General features: G+C 72.8%; 11 protein-coding genes and 1 pseudogene. 5 read left to right on the plus strand and 7 right to left on the minus strand.

Going from position 1 to position 18,099, the window contains the following annotated elements; all coding sequences use genetic code 11:
- Positions 1-4: 4 nt before the first annotated feature.
- Genes araD through ACU6P3_RS27895 form a run of 3 tightly spaced genes read right to left on the minus strand, consistent with a single transcriptional unit; the run spans position 5 to position 3,308 of the window.
- Entirely contained in the window at positions 5-1,759 is a 1,755-nt protein-coding gene (araD, locus tag ACU6P3_RS27885; RefSeq protein ID WP_447194630.1) for an L-arabinonate dehydratase, read from the minus strand.
- Positions 1,756-2,643, minus strand: coding sequence for a dihydrodipicolinate synthase family protein (locus ACU6P3_RS27890; RefSeq protein ID WP_447198092.1), 888 nt, complete (start codon positions 2,641-2,643; stop codon positions 1,756-1,758). The genes araD and ACU6P3_RS27890 overlap by 4 nt, the downstream gene beginning before the upstream one ends.
- Positions 2,644-2,663: 20 nt before the next feature.
- Complete coding sequence (locus ACU6P3_RS27895) at positions 2,664-3,308, minus strand: GntR family transcriptional regulator (RefSeq protein WP_447194631.1); 645 nt, start codon at positions 3,306-3,308, stop codon at positions 2,664-2,666.
- Between the two features lie 373 nt (positions 3,309-3,681).
- On the opposite strand from ACU6P3_RS27895, the pseudogene ACU6P3_RS27900 reads away from it, so the two are divergent.
- Both ACU6P3_RS27900 and ACU6P3_RS27905 read left to right on the plus strand, forming a co-directional pair.
- Positions 3,682-3,903 (plus strand): annotated as a pseudogene (locus tag ACU6P3_RS27900) (carbohydrate esterase); the annotation flags it as partial.
- A gap of 430 nt (positions 3,904-4,333) precedes the next feature.
- Positions 4,334-6,505, plus strand: a complete 2,172-nt coding sequence (locus ACU6P3_RS27905; RefSeq protein WP_447194632.1) for a hypothetical protein — start codon at positions 4,334-4,336, stop codon at positions 6,503-6,505.
- A 280-nt stretch (positions 6,506-6,785) separates the two neighbouring features.
- Here the strand turns inward: ACU6P3_RS27905 and rsgA are convergent, their stop codons facing one another.
- Complete coding sequence (rsgA, locus tag ACU6P3_RS27910) at positions 6,786-7,937, minus strand: ribosome small subunit-dependent GTPase A (RefSeq protein WP_447194633.1); 1,152 nt, start codon at positions 7,935-7,937, stop codon at positions 6,786-6,788.
- A 425-nt stretch (positions 7,938-8,362) separates the two neighbouring features.
- Here rsgA and ACU6P3_RS27915 point away from each other — a divergent pair, with 425 nt between their 5' ends.
- Positions 8,363-8,719, plus strand: a complete 357-nt coding sequence (locus tag ACU6P3_RS27915) for an ArsR/SmtB family transcription factor (protein WP_447194634.1) — start codon at positions 8,363-8,365, stop codon at positions 8,717-8,719.
- Between the two features lie 92 nt (positions 8,720-8,811).
- Here ACU6P3_RS27915 and ACU6P3_RS27920 read toward each other — a convergent pair whose 3' ends face one another.
- Together ACU6P3_RS27920 and ACU6P3_RS27925 are read right to left on the minus strand one after the other, a co-directional pair.
- The gene (locus ACU6P3_RS27920; RefSeq protein ID WP_447194635.1) at positions 8,812-9,294 is read right to left on the minus strand and encodes a DUF456 domain-containing protein; all 483 of its coding nucleotides are present in this window, start codon (positions 9,292-9,294) and stop codon (positions 8,812-8,814) included.
- Between the two features lie 76 nt (positions 9,295-9,370).
- On the minus strand, positions 9,371-10,372 hold the full coding sequence (locus ACU6P3_RS27925) for a helix-turn-helix domain-containing protein (protein ID WP_447198093.1): 1,002 nt from the start codon (positions 10,370-10,372) through the stop codon (positions 9,371-9,373).
- A 438-nt stretch (positions 10,373-10,810) separates the two neighbouring features.
- Between ACU6P3_RS27925 and ACU6P3_RS27930 the strand changes: the two genes are divergently transcribed.
- Positions 10,811-12,703, plus strand: coding sequence for a protein phosphatase 2C domain-containing protein (locus ACU6P3_RS27930; RefSeq protein ID WP_447194636.1), 1,893 nt, complete (start codon positions 10,811-10,813; stop codon positions 12,701-12,703).
- Between the two features lie 277 nt (positions 12,704-12,980).
- Entirely contained in the window at positions 12,981-14,723 is a 1,743-nt protein-coding gene (locus ACU6P3_RS27935) for a pyruvate dehydrogenase (RefSeq protein ID WP_447194637.1), read from the plus strand.
- A 128-nt stretch (positions 14,724-14,851) separates the two neighbouring features.
- Here ACU6P3_RS27935 and ACU6P3_RS27940 read toward each other — a convergent pair whose 3' ends face one another.
- Positions 14,852-18,058 carry an alpha-mannosidase gene (locus ACU6P3_RS27940; protein ID WP_447194638.1) on the minus strand — a complete coding sequence of 1,069 codons (3,207 nt, stop codon included), beginning with the start codon at positions 18,056-18,058 and terminating at the stop codon, positions 14,852-14,854.
- Between the last annotated feature and the right edge of the window lie 41 nt (positions 18,059-18,099).

Raw genomic sequence — 18,099 nt, forward strand, 5'->3', positions numbered from 1 at the left:
CGGCTCAGCCCACGTACGGGTCCGGAACCTCGCCCGGCCGCGCCAGGAAGGCGAAGTCGCAGCCGGTGTCGGCCTGGGTGATCTGCTCGTTGTAGAGGGCGCCGTACCCCCGTCCGTACCGCTCCGGCGGGACGGACCACTCGCCCCGCCGCCGTGCCAACTCCTCGTCGTCCACGTGCAGATGGAGACTGCGGGCCTCGACGTCCAGGGTGATGAGATCGCCGGTGCGGACCAGGGCGAGCGGCCCGCCGACGTACGACTCGGGCGCGACGTGCAGCACGCACGCCCCGTAACTCGTCCCGCTCATCCGGGCGTCGGAGATCCGGACCATGTCCCGCACCCCCTGCTTGAGGAGGTGGTCGGGGATCGGCAGCATCCCGTACTCCGGCATGCCGGGACCGCCCTTGGGGCCCGCGTTGCGCAGCACCAGCACATGGTCGGCCGTGATCCCGAGCGCCGGATCGTTGATGGTCCGCTGCATGGTCCGGTAGTCGTCGAAGACCACGGCCGGGCCGGTGTGCTTCAGCAGGTGCCGCTCCGCCGCGATGTGCTTGATGACCGCGCCGTCCGGGCAGAGGTTGCCGCGCAGCACGGCCACCCCGCCCTCCGTGGCGAGCGGCCGGTCGCGCGGCCGGATCACCTCCGGGTTGTGCACGAGCGCGTCGGCGAGCTGGTCCCGCAGGGAGGAGTGCGCGACGGTCGGCCGGTCCAGGTGCAGGACATCGGTGAGCCGGGTCAGGAAGCCCGGCAGGCCGCCGGCCCGGTGGAAGTCCTCCATCAGGTACTGCCCGCCCGGACGCAGATTCGCCAGCACCGGCACGGTCCGGGCGATCCGGTCGAAGTCGTCGAGCGTGAGCCGTACGCCCGACCGGCCCGCCATCGCGATCAGATGGATCACCGCGTTGGTCGAACCGCCCAGCGCGAGCACGGTGGCGACGGCGTCCTCGTACGCGTCCGCCGTCAGCACCGTCGACAGCCGCAGCCCCTCCCGTACCAGGCCGACGATCCGCCGCCCGGCGGCGGCCGCCATCCGGTCGTGCCCGGAGTCGACCGCCGGGATCGAGGAGGCACCCGGCATGGTGACACCGAGCGCCTCGGCGGCGGCGGTGAGCGTGGAGGCGGTACCCATGGTCATGCAGTGACCGGGGGAGCGGGCCAGGCCGTTCTCCAGCCCGGCCAGCTCGGCGTCCCCGATCAGACCGGCCCGCTTGTCGTCCCAGTACTTCCACATGTCGGTCCCCGAGCCGAGGACCTCGGTGCGCCAGTGTCCCGGCAGCATGGGCCCGGCGGGTACGAACACGGCCGGCAGGTCCACGCTGGCCGCGCCCATCAGCAGGGCGGGGGTGGTCTTGTCGCAGCCGCCCATCAGGACCGCGCCGTCGACGGGGTAGGAGCGCAGCAACTCCTCCGTCTCCATCGCCAGCATGTTGCGGTACAGCATGGGGGTCGGCTTCTGGAACGTCTCGGAGAGCGTGGAGACGGGGAACTCCAGCGGGAAGCCGCCGGCCTGCCAGACGCCCCGCTTCACCGCCTGCGCGCGCTCGCGCAGGTGGACGTGGCAGGGGTTGATGTCGGACCAGGTGTTGAGGATCGCGATGACCGGCTTGCCCAGGTGCTCCTCGGGCAGGTAGCCGAGCTGACGGGTGCGGGCGCGGTGGCTGAAGGACCGCAGTCCGTCCGTGCCGTACCACTGGTGACTGCGCAGTTCCTCGGGCCGTACCGGGCCCGGCGTCGTGTCCTCGGGCCGTACGGCTGTCATATCGCCCACCCCGTCACCAGCGCCGCCACCGCGGACCGCTGCTCCTCGGGCAGTTCACGGCTCGGCGGACGGATGGCGCGGCGGCACAGCCCGAGCGCGGCCAACGCCTCCTTGACCACCGTCACGTTGTCGGCCGACTGCCGTGCGGCCCGCAGCTCCTCGAAGGGGCGGATCTGCTCCCACACCTTCATGGCCGCCGCGTAGTCGCCGGCCCGCAGCGCCTCCAGCATGCCGAGCGAGACGCCCGGCGCGACATTGACCAGCCCCGAGGTGAATCCGGTGGCACCGCCGGCGAAGTACGACGGCGCGTACAGCTCCGCCAGTCCCGCGACCCAGACGAAGCGTTCCAGCCCCGCGTCCCGTGCGAAGGCCGCGAAGCGCGCCGCGTCCGCTACGGCGTACTTCGCGCCGATGACATTGGGGCACAGCTCCCCGAGCGCGGCCAGCGTCTCGCCGCCGAGCAGCGGATTGCGGATGTACGGGACGACCCCCAGCTCCGGTACCGCCTCGGCGATCGAGCGGTGGTAGTCGATCCAGCCGCCCTGCGAGACATACGGATGCACCGGCTGGTGGACCATCACCATGCCGGCCCCGGCGTCCCGGGCGTGCCGCGCCGCCGCCACCGCCGTCGGCACCTCCAGGCCGACCCCGGCCAGGACCACCGCCCGGCCGCCGGCCTCCTCGACGGTCAGCTCCGTGACCGTGCGGCGCTCCTCGGGGCTCAGGGCGTAGAACTCGCCGGTGTTGCCGTTCGGCGTGAGGGTGCGCACCCCGCCGTCCAGCAGTCTGCGCAGCAGCGCGCGGTGGGCATCGGTGTCGACGGTGTCCTCGGCGGTGAACGGTGTCACGGGAATCGCCACGACATCGGCGAGCGCGTCGCGCATCGACGTCAGATCGGTGCTGTTCACGCGTGGTCTCCCTCGGGGAATGCGCGCTGTACGAACGAGGCGATGTGATCGTGCAGTGCGGTGGCGGCGCCGTCGGCGTCGCCGGCGAGCGCACGGCGCAGGATCTCCCGGTGCTCACCGGCCTCCCGTTCCCAGGACGGTTCGGCGGCCCACGCGACGGTGGAGACCAGGGCCGCCTGGTCGCGTACGTCGTCGAGCATCCGCGCCAGCAGCGGATTGCCGCACGGCAGGTACAGGGCCCGGTGGAACTCCCGGTTGGCCAGCGACCGTTCCGCCCGGTCCTCGGCCGCGTCCGCCCTGATGAGGGCGGCTCGCGCGGGCTCCAGGGAGGCGCGGCGGGCGAGCGTGCGCCGCAGCGCCGCCGGCTCCAGCAGCAGCCGCACGTCGTAGACCTCGTGCGCCATGGCGGCGTCGACCGTGCGCACGGTGGCGCCCTTGTACTGGCTCATCACGACGAGCCCGGTGCCGGCCAGGGTCTTCAGCGCCTCCCGTACCGGGGTCTTCGACACCCCGAACCGGGTGGCGAGTTCGGTCTCCACCAGGGCCTGGCCGGGACTCAGCCCTCCGGTGAGGATGCCGTGCTTGACCGCTTCCAGCACATACTGGGTACGGGAAGGGATGGGACTCGGAGCGAAAGCCATGCGCTCTCATCTCTCACGATGGGCGTCATGCGGTACGCGCCGCGTCGTGCCGCGCGTCTCGCGTATGACGTCTCATATATGACGTACGACCGACGACGCGATGAAGCTAGGTCCGCGGCCACGTTTCGTCAATGCTTCGCGCAGAAGTCGTGGGGCGGCCGCGCGTGGCGCGAGTGAAGCGTTTCGATCGATGTCGTCCGAACCGTTGACGTACTCCGCCGGGGTCCTTAACTTCTAGCGGCAAGCGCTTACCTAAAACGATTCAACGAGATCGCGGAGGTGTGCTGAGATTCGATGAACCTTTCGAAGGATGACTCTGAGGGGTGAACTGTGCCTGAAACCGACCGGCAGGTGAAGGCCGGCGGCGGACGTCTACCGCGCGAACCTGACGTCCATGGTCGAGCGCGTACGTGAGCGAGGCGGCCGGCCCGTCCTGGTGACCCCGGTCGTCCGGCGCCGGTTCAACACCGACGGCACTCTCGCCAACGGCACCGCGCTCCACGTCAACGGCCTAGGCGTGGACCTTCCCGCCGAGACGCGCGCCCTGGCGACGCGCCTGGGCGTACCACTCGTGGACCTCACCGGTGACGCGCGGCGTGCGGCCGCTGTCTGTCGCCCCCGCCCGCCGGCTCGCCCGACGCCCCCGTAGGGAGGCCCCCTCCGGCCGCGGAGGGCACCCGGGCCGCCTCGTGATCCGCGACGGGCGCGACGGGCGCGAAGGGCGGCCTTCAGCTGTGGTGGGTGGGGGCACGGTTGTGGTCTTGCGTCCTGCTTTGCGTTGTCAGCATCCCAGCACCCGTCGGATGCCGCGCCGATGCACGGTTCCCTCTCCAGTCACAGCGACCCCAGCCGGTGAAGGAGGAGGCAGCGAGTGCGACACCACAACCGGGCCCCCACCCACCACGCCGAGCACTCCCGCTACGGCGCCGGCGCCCGCGTCTCGCCCGTGGGCCGGGGGAGGTTCTGAGGTCTGGTTCCATGAGGGGTGTCAGGGCGGCGTCGGGCTCAGGAAGGGAGAAGGGCGAATGCCCACCTTGGGTGGTATGTGTGGTGAGCCTGATTTCTGCCTGCGGTTGGCTTTCGGGCCGCGGGCCGCAGTCGACCGGGGGGTGGATTCCGTACGGGTGCTCACCGGAACGGCGTGGAGCGCCGACCGGCTCGGAGACCTGCGGGACGTGCTCGTGGTGATCGGCGTACCGGGGGAGCGACGTGGGCGGCAGCCCGTCTCCTCCGCGATCGAGGGGCTGCTGCGTGAGATGTCCCGGCAGCGGGCCGCCGGCCTCGCCGTGGCGGTCGAGAGGCAGGGCGCACGGTCCGTACCGGCGGTGATCCGCAGTTCGGCGGCGAGGCTGAACGTACCGCTGCTGACCACGACGAAGAGCTTGGGGGCGTGGAAGGAACTGGCTCCCCGCCTGCGCGAGTACCGCTACCAGCACGCCGAATGGCATGCCGAGCAGCTCACCGCGCTGCTGAACCGGCTCCCGTCCCGGCTCACCGACGCGGACGGTGACGCGATGCAGCGCGTCACCGACTGGCTGGCCGCCGCGCTGGACGGTGAGGTACTGGTCAGCGACCCCTTGCGGGGCGTTCTCGCCGCGTCGCCGGAGAGCGCACCCGGCACGCTGGCTCCCTTGCTGGCCGGGCATCTCGTGCGTGCGGAACTCCCCGCGTCCGTAGCATCCGTCATGCCCCTTCCTTCTGCCACGTCGGGCACGTCGGGACCGGCGGGAACGGCGTCCAGGTTCCCGGCCCCCTCCGTACCGCCCGCCCCGACCAGCACGCTGTCGACGCCGTCCATGCCGTCGACGGCCGAATCCGCGTCCATCCCGGACACCACGCCGCACACGCGATTCCAGACGCTCGCGGCGATGGGCTCGCCTTCGATGCTGTCGGTCGCCTCGCGTCGCCCGTTCGACGACGTGGGCGCCGATCTCCTGCGGCACGCGGGCAAGGTGCTGGGCCTCATCGACCAGATCGACCGGCGCCACAGCCAGGTGGCCGAGGCCGAGCACGCCGTGCGCCTGGGTGCGTTCCAGTTCCTCATGGTCGGTGAGGAGATCGCCGCCCAGCGGGCGATGGCCGCGCTGACGCCCTGGCTGTTGGCGACGGAGAAGGTCCGCGTCTACGTGATCGACTGCGGGGAGGCGGACCGGGAGATCGCCGCCCGGCGCAGCGACCGTGCCATCGCCGACCGTGCGATGCTGGTGCGCTGCCCGGCGTTCAATCACCTCATTGTGCTCGACCCCGTGCGCGATCAGGACAACGACCCGGCCGGCGTGCGCGATTCGATGCGCCAGGTCGTCGTCTCGCTGCCCGAGCACCGGATGGGCGGCAGCCGTGCGTACGCGCTGAGCGATGTCGCCGACGCCTACGCGGAGGCGGCCGACGCCCTGTCGGTGGCGCGGCAGCTCCCCGACCGCGTCGCTCTGTCCAACGAACGGGCCGATCTGCTGAGCGCCCTGCCTCCGGTAGCGGCCCGGCGCTGGGCCGCGACAGTCCTGCGCCCCTTGTTGGCGCTCCCCATGGGACAGCGCGATCAGCTCCTGCGAACCCTGGACCTGGGCCTCGAACTCCACCACGCGTCCGCCGCGCGCCTGGTCGGCATCCACCGCAACACCGTGACCCAGCGGATCAGCCGGGCGTTCGGCCTGCTCGGCCTCGACCGGAGCCGGGTCCTGAGCCAGGTGGTCGTCTCGACGGCCGTCAAGGTCGTCATCGCGCACGGGCATGACGCGCCGTCGCCCGACGCCACCGCCGACTTCGTGACGATGCTGGCCGCGCCCGAGGTCCACGCCTGGGCGGAGTCCTTCCTCGAGCCGGTGCGGTCCGACCGGCGCGATCTGATACGCACCCTCGCCGCCTGGCTGGGGAACGACACCCACACCCAACGGACGGCCACGGCACTCGGCCTGTCACCGGTCACCGTCCGGAGCCATCTCCGGGCCTGCGCACCGCTGATCGGGCGTGGGCCCGCCGTCGGTCCGAACTCGCACGTCGGTCCGAACTCGCACGTCGGCCCGGACCCGCAGGTCGGCCGGACCCCGCACGCCGGGCCGAAGGAGGACGAGCAGCCTCCCGGAAGGGACGGTCCGGACGGGGGCGGGCACGCGTGGGGCGGCGTTCGCCCGCTCGCGTTCGCTCTCTACGTGACCACGGGCCGCCCTCCGCTGCCCGCCGCGTGGCGCCCGCAGCCGTAGGGGCGGGCAGCGGTGAGGGGTCGGTACCTCCCGGCTGTGCGCCGTGACGGTCCGGCGTGCGGTGCGGACGCCCGGGGCCGGTACACCGTGCACGCGTGACCTGGTTCCCCTGGGCAGGGCTGCCTAGAGTGTTGTTCGAACACAGGGGCGGATAAGCATCCGCAGGCTGTGTGAGCAGGGCGTCCGTAGCCGAGGGGGAGGGCGGCGGGCGCCCTGCCGCGTTTCGTGCCGCGCGCCCGCCGCCGTGCTTCGCGGCCCCCGCCCCCGGCCCGCTTCGCCGTTACCGGAGGCGGCCCCGCTTGGCCTCCATCGCCGCGCGGCCCTCGGCGCCCTTGCGCTTCCAGTCCCGTCGGATCTCGCCGCGCAACCGCGCGTCGGTCTTGGCGACGATGCGCCGGTTCTCGCGCAGCAGTTTGCGGTAGCTCTCCAGCCGCCGGACCGGCAGCACGCCGTCCTCCACCGCGCGCAGCACGGCGCAGCCCGGTTCCGTCTCGTGCGCGCAGTCCTGGAAGCGGCAGTTCCCGGACAGTTCCTCGATCTCCGTGAAGACCTGGCCGACGCCGGACTCGGCATCCCACAGGCCGACGCCGCGCAGTCCCGGAGTGTCGATCAGTACGCCACCACCGGGCATCGCGAACAGGTTCCGGGTCGTGGTGGTGTGGCGGCCCTTTCCGTCCATGTCCCGGACGGCCCGGACCTCCATCGCCTCCTCCCCGAGGAGCGCGTTGACGAGGGTCGACTTGCCGGCGCCGGAGACGCCCAGCAGCACACTGGTGCCACCGGACAGCACGGCGGAGAGCACTTCGATCCCATCGCCCGTCGCCGCGCTGACGGCCAGCACCTGCACACCGGGCGCGGCCGCCGTCACGTCCTCGACGAGATGGCCGAGCACGCCGGGGTCGGTCACCAGGTCGGTCTTGGTGAGCACGATGAGCGGCAGGGCCCCGCTCTCCCAGGCCAGAGTGAGGAACCGTTCGACACGGCCCAGGTCGAGTTCGGCGGCGAGCGAGACCGCGACGACCGCGTGGTCGACGTTGGCCGCGAGGATCTGTCCCTCCGACCGCTTGGAGGAGGTGGACCGTACGAAGGCGGTGCGCCGGGGCAGGTACGCCCGAACGTACCGGGGGTCTCCGGCCGGCTCGACGGCCGCCCAGTCCCCGGTGCAGATCACCCGCAACGGGTCGTGCGGCGTGACGAAGGAGGTGTCGGCGCGGACGGTGCCGTCGCCGGTGAGGACATCGCACTGGCCACGGTCGACCCGTACGACCCGGCCGGCCACCAGACCCCGCGTGGCGTACGGTGCGAACTCGGCGTCCCAGCCCGCGTCCCAGCCGTACGGAGCGAGCGGGTGCGGAGTGAGTGGGTGCGGAGCGGAGGGGTGAGAAACGAACTGATCCGAGGCGGAGGAAGCCTGCGGAGAAGAGGAAGACAAGGGGGAACCCTTCACAAGGGTGGCCCCGGCACACGCACAGGGGCGCGGAGAAGGGAAAGGTCAGCCGGAGGCCACAGGGGCGGGAACGATGAGCTTCTGAACCTGGGCGACACCCAGCGCAATGACAGTCATCAATGTCCTCACCCCCTGCTCTCTCAACAGACCGACAACGCCCCGGCGGTGAGGTGTCACGCCCACCGCTCCGGCACGCGGACAACCATAGCCACACCCGGTGCGGCGCCGCCACGCGTTTTCCTCGTCCTCGTGGTCCCCCTCGTCCTTCTCGTCGTGGCACGCCGGTGGTGACGGCGGTGCGCGCACCCGGGCGGGTCCGGTCCGGACCGGTCCGGAAGCGGACCGACATGTCGTACGGTGAATCTCGTACTACGGGGGGCGAGGTGGACGACGTGGACGAGGAGGTCTCCATGGGTACCAGCGAAGGCACCGGCGCACCCGCCGGCCGCAGCCTGGCCCACCCAGGGCTGGAAGAGATCAGGCTGGAGGCCGTGCTGCACGCCTTGGCGGACCCCGTCCGGCTGCGCATCGTGCGGGACCTGGCAGAGGGGCACACCGACATGTCCTGCATCGCCTTCCAGCTGCCGGTGAGCAAGTCCACCAGTACCCATCACTTCCGGGTGCTGCGCGAGGCCGGCGTCATCCGTCAGCGGTACGAGGGCACCTCCCGCATCAACCGACTGCGGACCGAGGACCTGGAGGCCCGCTTTCCCGGTCTGTTGACCGCCGTCGTCACGGCCGCCCGCCGGACCGCGCCCCGCGCGTGAAGCACGACTTCCCACGCGTGAACACGATTCCCCAGGCTCGAACACGATTCCCTCGTGTGAACGCGGCTCCTCGAGCCTGACCTGGGACGCCCTCAGCCCGCGACCACCACGCCCAGCCACGCACCCACCACCAGCAGGCAGGCGGACAGCTCGACCAGCAGTGAGTACCCCGCCGTGCGCATGACCGTACGGGTGGCGGCCAGGCCCGCCCGGTGGCTGCCGAGCCGTACCCGCTCCGCGCCGTAGACGCCCCCGACGAAGCCCAGGATCCCGCCCAGCACCGGCACCACGAAGAAGCCCACGATCGCGGCGATACCGCCGGTCAGCACCGTGCTGCGCGGGGCACCGGTGCCGCGGGCGCGGCGGGCCGGGAGGAGCGGCCGCAGCGCCTGGTTCAGCAGCAACAGAGCCGTCGCTCCGATCAGTACGCCCCAGGCCGGACGGGTGGTGTCGGTCAGCGCCCACCACAGCACGCCGGCCCAGACGATCGCCTGGCCCGGTACGCCGGGCACCAGCACCCCGAGCAGGCCGAGCAGCAGCACCAGACCCACCAGTACCAGCTGCCACACGTCCATCTGCCAACTGTGCAGGACCCCGCTCGGTCACGCAGATCGCGTGCGGCGTGCGCGTGCCATGTCAGCGCGTGCCAGGTCAGGGACGCGCACGGGCGGGCGCCTCCCGTGCCACCCAGCCCTTCTCGTACGCGTACCAACCCAGCTGGAACCGGGTGCTCACGCCACTCAGCTCCATCATCCGCTTCACCCGGCGCTGTACGGTCCGCAGACCCAGGTCCAGTTGTTTGGCGACGCTCGCGTCCGTCAGCCCGGCGAGCAGCAGCGACAGCACCTGGAGGTCGGTGGCGTCCGGGCCGGGCCGGCCGTCCTCCGAGACGGTGCCGTCCCCTGCGAACCGCAGTGGTGAGCCTTCCCGCCACACCGCCTCGAACAGCCCCAGCAGGGGTTCCAGCAGCCCGCCGCCGTGCACCACGAGCGCCGCGGGCTCCGTGCCGCGGCCCGTCAGCGGCACCATCGCCGCCGCACGGTCCGCGATCACCAGCTCGGTGGCGACGCGTGCCGTCACCCTCGCCCGGTCCTCCCGGCCGAGCGCGGCGCCGAGACCGGTGACCGCGGCGGGCGACGCGAGGATCTCGCGCCCGATCACGACCCGGAGGCGGACCCCGCGCGCCGCGCGCTCCTCGGCCTCGCCGTCCGCCCTGCCGAGGGTCAGGCTCTCGCCCGCGATCAGTGCGCGGACCTCCTCGGCGGCGCCCCGCCGGAGCCGGCGCAGCCGGTCGGCCACCGCGTCCGCACCCGACACGACCTCGACCAGATCGTGTACGGCGGGCTCGACGGCCTCCGCGCGGTACTCCCGGGCCAGGGTGACGGCGGCGAGTTCGGCCCGTTCCAGCTCATGGCGGCGGTGGGCCAGCAGCGCGCCGAGCGCGGCGCCGGGCGGTGCCGCGATCCAGTGGCCCGACCGGGACGCGGGCGACGTGACCAGGCCCTGCCCTGCCAGCACACGCAGGGCCCGTTCGGTGTCCGGCTCGGTCAGGGACAGCCGGCGGGCCAGCTCCGTGACGTCCGCGCCACCGGCCGCGACCAGCGCCCGGTACGCGGACTCCTGTCTCTCGTCGAGACCTATCGCTGCCAGCACCCCTGCCACACCCCTCCCTGAACGCCGCGCGGCCATCGGACGCACGCCTCCCGGCCCGCGCCGTGGCGGATAGCGGCCACGGCGCAAACCCGCCGCCCACATCATCCCCGTATGAGTCGTCACTCTGCCAAAGTGGGCGCCACCACAGCGGAAACAGTCCTGGGGCATATGCCCCAGGACTGTCCTGGGCCTGGGATGCCCCAGGAGAGCGACATGTCCGGCCGGGCGCCGGCGTTACGCCTCCGCATCCGCCTGTGAGGGCCCGCCGGGCGTCCTTCCCGTGGGGGGTGGGGTCGCCCGGCGGACCGGGCCCTGTCGGGGAAGACGACGCGGGGACGGCACTGCCGGCCGTGGCCGGTGGCCGTGCCCGGGCGCTTCGTGATGGCCGAATTTCGCGAGCGCGGTGTTCTGGCCGCCCCCTGTGCCGACAATGGGGCCATGAGCCAGCAGCGGGACGAGCCGCCCACCGAGGACTGGTGGAACCGGCTGTACGACGAGTCCGCCCCCGACACCGGGCCCGCCCGGGGGACGGGGGACACGCTCGACGACCGCTTCGACTCGGCGGCGGACGCGATGGCGGAGGGAAGAGCGGAGGGAAGAACGGAAGGAACGGTGGAAGCGAGAGCGGAAGGTCCCGCTGAGGCACCGCGGGCGGACGGGACCGGCCGTCCAGCGCTCGCCTGGTGGGAGCAGGCGCCGCCCTCCACCGTCACGGAGTCGGTCTTTCCGGTACCGGCGACCTCGCCCCCGAACACCCCGGAACCAGCCATTCCGGAGGCAATCGCCCCGGAGACCACCGCTTCGCGGCCCACCGTTTCGGACCCGCCCGTACCGGAACCGGCCGCTCCGGAACCGGCCGGGCACCCGTCGGCCCGGGCGCCCGCGCCCCGCCGACCGTACGAACCCACCGACGCGCGCCCCTCGCCGGGCACCGTGCCACAGAAGGAAGAATCCCGCTTGGAACGCCAGACACCCGGCTCGACCCTCCCCCAGCGCACGGAGCACACCCAGCGCACCGAGAACACGGAGCGCACGGAAAGCACGCAGCGCGCGCAGCGCGCCGAGCGCGCAGACGCGCGAGGGCCGCGGCCGAAGCGGCAGCAGAAGTCCCCGACGTCCGCCGACGCGTCCCCGGCCACCTCCCCCGAGCCCTCGCCCGCACCGTCCCCCACGCTCTCGCCCCCGGCAACGACGCTCCGCGGGCCCGTCGTCCCCGTCGCCCGCGCCGGAGACGAGCCGCCCGGTTCCGACCCGGAGCCGGAGCCCACCACCCTGCCCCTCGCCGACGCCGAGCACCTGGACGAACTCGTCCCCGACACCGTCCTGGACGGCGCGCGCTACGGTTCGTACACGCTGCGCGCCGCTTCCGTACGGGGCGACTCGGCCAGGCACCGGGGCGAGCCGCGCGCGGACGTCCTCCTGACCGCCCGTTTCGGGGAGGGGACGGACGCGCTCCTGCTCGTCGCCATCGCCACCGGAACCCCCGGCAGCGGGAGCGCGCAGCGCGCCGCCGCCGACGCCTGCCGCTGGATCGGCGGGGCCGTCGGACACAACCACCGCCGCCTGTCGGAGGACATTCGGGCGGGTCGCAGGGGCGATCTGAAGTCCGGGCTGCACCGCCTCACCTACCGGAGTCTCGGCAGGCTGCGCGCCCGTGCCGCCGAACTCGGCCGGGAACCGGGGGAGTACACGGCCGGCCTGCGCTGCCTGCTGCTCCCCGCCGATCCCACCTGCCGGACGCGAGTGTTCTTCGGGGTCGGCGACGGCGGCCTGTTCCGGCTCAGGGACGGTGTCTGGCAGGACCTGGAACCGGCCGTGCCGGGGCCGGCCGCGCTCACCGGCGCGCCCGTCGTCGGCTTCGGCTCGCCACCGGCCGGCACGGCGGCGCCGGACCGTCCCGTACCGGATCGCTCCGCGGCGCCGGACCGTCCCGTGCCCGACGGCCCCGCCGCACCGGGCGTGCCGCGCCATCCCGGTGACGGGATCACGCACCCGGGGAAGCCGGCGGACGGCCCGGCCCGTACGGCGGGTGACCCCGCCGGTTCGGCCGCCCGGCCGGCCGAACCGGCCACGGGGTCCGAGGTCCCGTCCCCGCCGCCGTCCGAGCCGTTCCGTTTCCGGGCCTCGGTCGCCCGCCCGGGGGACACGCTCCTGCTGTGCAGCGCCGGGCTCGCGGACCCGGTGCGCGGCGAGCCCGTCCTGGCGGGTGAACTGGCCGAGCGCTGGAAAGCCGTGGAGCCGCCGGGCCTGGCCGAATTCCTCTCGGACGTCCAGCTCCGGGTGAAGGGGCACGCCGCCGATCGCACGGCCGTCGGAGTCTGGGAGGCGTAACCGCGCCCGGCATGGGTTGATGGACACCGGGTACCCGTGGCACTCCGGTTCCGTCCGTCGGGTCCGTTCCGCGGGTCCGCCCTGCGGGTCCGCCCCAACGGTCCGGCCCGCGGTTCCCCAAGTGGACCCGTCCGGGCGGGCCTGTCCGGGGGACCCGTTCATACGGGCTCGTCCGCGCGGTCCCGCAGCCGGGACCCGCACGGGCCCGCGTCGGATCCGCGCCGGACCCGCCGGGCGGACCCGGCGCTCCCCGAGACTCCGGAAAGGGTGCGCTCCCATGGCCAAACAGAACGTCGCGGAACAGTTCGTCGACATCCTCGCCAGGGCCGGTGTGCGGCGGTTGTACGGTGTCGTCGGCGACAGCCTCAACCCCGTCGTCGACGCCGTTCGCCGTAACGCCGCCATCGACTGGGTGCAGGTCAGGCACGAGGAGGCCGCGGCCTTCGCGGCCGGCGCCGAGGCCCAGATCACCGGCAAGCTCGCCGCCTGCGCGGGCTCCTGCGGACCGGGCAACCTGCATCTGATCAACGGCCTGTACGACGCCCACCGCTCCATGGCGCCCGTCCTCGCCCTCGCCTCCCACATCCCGTCGAGCGAGATCGGGCTCAACTACTTCCAGGAGACCCATCCCGACCGGCTGTTCGCCGAGTGCAGCCACTACAGCGAGATGATCTCCAGCCCGCGGCAGATGCCCCGGCTGCTCCAGACGGCGATCCAGCACGCGGTCGGACAGGGCGGCGTCAGCGTGGTCACCCTCCCCGGCGACATCGCCGCGGCCCCCGCCCCGGAACGGGCGGCGGAGCACGCGATGGTCACCTCCCGGCCGTCGGTGCGCCCCGGGGACGGCGAGATCGACCGGCTCGCCCGGATGATCGACGAGGCGGACCGGGTCACTCTCTTCTGCGGGAGCGGCACGGCGGGCGCGCACGCCGAGGTGATGGAGTTCGCCGAGCGGGTCAAGTCCCCGGTCGGGCACGCGCTGCGGGGCAAGGAATGGATTCAGTACGACAATCCGTTCGATGTTGGAATGAGCGGACTGCTCGGCTACGGTGCCGCGTACGAGGCCACCCACGAGTGCGACCTGCTGATCCTGCTCGGCACGGACTTCCCGTACAACGCCTTCCTGCCCGACGACGTGAAGATCGCGCAGGTCGACGTGCGACCCGAGCACCTCGGCCGCCGCACCAAGCTGGACCTCGCCGTGTGGGGCGATGTCCGCGAGACGCTCACCTGCTTGATTCCCAAGGTGCGCGCCAAGACGGACCGCCGCTTCCTCGACAGGATGCTCAAGAAGCACGCCGACGCCCTGGAGGGTGTGGTCAAGGCGTACACCCGCAAGGTGGACAGGCACATCCCGATCCACCCCGAGTACGTCGCCGCCGTGCTGGACGACGTCGCCGACGACGACGCCGTGTTCACGGTGGACACCGGCATGTGCAACGTCTGGGCCGCGCGCTACCTCTCGCCGAACGGCCGCCGCCGCGTCATCGGCTCGTTCAGCCACGGATCGATGGCCAACGCGCTGCCGCAGGCGATCGGCGCGCAGTTCACCGACCGGCGCCGGCAGATCGTCTCGATGTCGGGGGACGGCGGATTCGCCATGCTCATGGGCGACTTCCTCACGCTCGTCCAGTACGACCTGCCGGTGAAGATCGTCCTGTTCAACAACTCCTCGCTCGGCATGGTGGAGCTGGAGATGATGGTGGCGGGACTGCCCGCGTACGGCACCGGCAACCGCAATCCCGACTTCGCAGCCATCGCCCGCGCCGCCGGAGCGCACGGCGTACGGGTGGAGAAGCCCAAGCAGCTCGCGGCCGCGCTCAAGGACGCCTTCAGGCACCCGGGCCCGGCCCTCGTGGACGTGGTCACGGACCCGAACGCCCTGTCCATTCCGCCGAAGATCAGCGCCGAGATGGTGACGGGCTTCGCCCTCTCCGCGAGCAAGATCGTGCTGGACGGCGGGGTGGGCCGCATGGTCCAGATGGCCCGTTCCAACCTGCGCAACGTGCCGCGGCCGTAGTCTCCGAGGCTCGGTTCGCCTCCGGGGGCGCGCGGTGGCGGCCACGTCGGCGAACGTGTCCGCCGCGGGCGTCACGGACGCCCGGGACGCCCGGGACGCAGGACGTACCGGGCGCCCGGCCCCGTCGGCTACGCCGGGGTGAGCCGGAGGGTGAGGATCTGGAACGGCCGCAGCCGCAGCCGCAGCCCCTCCTCGTCCGTCTCCGCGTCGTGCAGCGGCCGTTCCAGCAGGTCCGTCACGCGCGCGCCGGTGATCGGGAAGCCCACGCGCAGCGTGGTCTCCGCCCGGCCGCCGGCCGACTCGTAGAGCCGTACGATCACGTCCCCGCCGCGGTCCTCCGCGAGCTTCACCGCCTCGACGGTCACCGCCGGATGGTCCACCCGGACCACTGGCGGCTGCTCGGGCGCGGGCGACACGCGCAGCGGGAGATTGAGCGCCAGCCCCTCCCGCACGGCGTCCTCGACCCCGGCCCCGGGCAGCAGCGCGTAGGTGAACCGGTGCGTGCCCAGATCCGTCTCCGGGTCCGGGCTGTGCGGGGCGCGCAGCAGAGTCAGCCGCACGGTCGTGCCGAGCCCGTCGGGGTGCGGGGTGCGCGCCACGTCGTGGCCGTACGTCGAATCGTTCAGCACCGCGACGCCGTAGCCGGGCTCCGTCACCCGCAGCCAGCGGTGCGCGCAGATCTCGAAGCGGGCCGCGTCCCAGCCGGTGTTCTCGTGCGTCGGCCGGTGGACATGGCCGAACTGGATCTCCGCCGTGGACCGTTCGGCGTGGACGTCCAGCGGGAACGCCGCCTTGAGGACCTTCTCCGACTCCTGCCAGTCGACCTCCGTGACGATGTCGACCCGGCGGCTGTCGGCGGTCAGCCGGATCTCCTGGGTGACGCGGGACTCCCGCCGCGCCCCGAAGGTCCGCACCACACGCACCGCCGCCCTGAGCGGACCCTCCTCGACCAGCTCGACGGAGTCGGCCTCGGTGAGATCGGTGTGCCGGCGCCGGTAGTGCCGGTCGATGTCCCAGGCGTCCCAGTTGTTGGGGTGGTCGGGATGCAGTTGCAGCAGATTCCCCCGGCCGCCCGGCGTCAGCACCTCACGGCCCGCCTTCCGGTCCCGTACGGACACCAGCAGCCCGTCCGCCGCGCCGACGACCACGTCCAGGTACGCGTTGCTCAGGATGTGGGTGCCGGATCCGGACACGGCCGAGACGGGGTCGGGCGCGAGCGGGGTGAAGGTGCCCGGCGCGAGCGCCCGTACGAGCGCCGGGACGAGCACCCCGCCGTCGGCCGTCGGCTGCGTCATGACCCCTTCCGCCACGTCCTGGGGCCGGGCGGTGACCACGTCGCGGCGCGCGTACGGCGCCGCGTTCCACACACCGACGGCGCTGTCCCCGGGCGTCAGCGCCGCCACCGCGTCCGCGACGATGCCCGTCAGCTCGTCCCGTACCGCCTCGTACGTCGCACGGGCCTCACGGTGCACCCAGGCGATCGACGACCCCGGCAGGATGTCGTGGAACTGGTGCAGCAGGACGGTCTTCCACAGCCGGTCGAGAGCGTCGTAGGGGTACGCGTACGAGCCGGGGCCGGAGCCGGAGCCCGGAACGGCGCCGGAGTCAGGGCCGGATCCAGGGCCGGGCGTGGTGCCGGGCGCGGCCGGCGGGTCCCCCTCCGTCGCGCCCGACCGCAGCGCGGCCGCGGTCGCCCACAACTCGGCCTCCCGCAACAGGTGTTCACTGCGCCGGTTGCCCTGCTTGGTCTTGGCCTGGGTGGTGTACGTCGCCCGGTGCAGCTCCAGATACAGCTCACCCGACCAGACGGGCGCCTGCGCCCCGTACTCCTCCTCGGCCGCCGCGAAGAACGCCGACGGCCGTTCGATCTCCACCCGGGGCGAGCCCTCCAGGGACCGCAGCCGCCGCGCCTTCTCCAGCATCTCCCGCGTCGGACCGCCGCCCCCGTCGCCCCAGCCGAACGGCACCAGCGACCGGGAGGCCCGGCCCTTCTCCGTGAAATTCCGCTCGGCGTGGGCCAGTTCGGACGCGTGGAACTGGGCGTTGTAGGTGTCGACCGGAGGGAAGTGCGTGAAGACGCGGGTGCCGTCGATGCCCTCCCACCAGAAGGTGTGATGGGGCATCTTGTTGAACTGGTTCCAGGAGAGCTTCTGGGTGAGGAACCACCTGACCCCCGCCAGCCGCGCGAGCTGGGGGAAGGCGGCCGTGTAGCCGAACGAGTCGGGCAGCCAGATCTCCTCCGTCTCCACCCCCAGCTCCTCCTGGAAGAAGCGCTTCCCGTGCACGATCTGCCGGGCCAGCGCCTCCCCGCCGGGCATGTTGGCGTCCGACTCCACCCACATGGAGCCCACCGGTGCCCAGTTCCCCTCCGCCACGGCCCGTTTGATCCGCTCCCAGATGTGCGGCTGGTGGTCGCGCACCCAGGCGTACTGCTGCGCCTGTGAGCAGGCGAAGACCAGCTCCGGGTAGTCCGCGGCGAGCGCCGTGACGTTGGCGAAGGTCCGGGACGCCTTCCGGACGGTCTCGCGCAGGGGCCACAGCCACGCCGAGTCGATGTGGGCGTGGCCGGTCGCCGAGACCCGGTGGGCGCTCGCGGCGGCCGGGCGGTCGAGGACGCCGGCCAGCCGGGCCCGTGCCGCCGTGGCCGTACCGGACACGTCGTGCAGGTCCAGCGCGTCCAGCATGTCCTCCAGGGCGCGCAGGATCTCGTGTCGCCTGGCCCGGTCGGCGGGCAGCTCGCGCATCAGCTCCGAGAGCACCTCGATGTCCAGCACCAGGTGCCAGACCTCCTCGTCCAGGACCGCCAGGTCGGCGGAGCGGAAGCGGTAGAGCGGCCGGTCACCGGCGGTCAGGACGTCGCCCAGCGGGGTCGGCTCGCCGCCCTGCGGCACGGCGGGGTTGGCGGCGGCCTCCAGCAGGAGGTGGACCGCCTCGCCGCCAGCCGCGGGCGCGGCGACGGGGACGTGCCGGTTGCGCGGGTGGATGCCCTTGAGCGGTACGCCGGCGGCGTCGTGGACCAGTCCCTCGGCCTGGAAGCCCGGCCCTTCGCCGCTGAACCCGGGGTCGATGACGGCCTCCACCCGGCGGCCGGCCCACTCCTCGGGAACGACGCCCTCCAGCCGGAACCAGCTCGTGGACCACGGCGCGCCCCATTCCGTACCGGCCGCGAAGGGCTCGTAACCGCCCTGGAGGGCCTGCTCCACCGGCACCGGCTCGCCCGGCACGTGCCAGACCGAGAGGGCGAGCGGTTCGCGCGCCGTGTACTGCGCCGGGCGGATGAACTGGCGCAGCGCGCGCTCCAAGCGCCCCTCCACCAGTGAGCGGTCGTCATGCATCGGTGACTCCTCGCGTCGGCACTTCGCGTCGGCACTTCGCG

The organism is Streptomyces hebeiensis, from assembly GCF_052983195.1.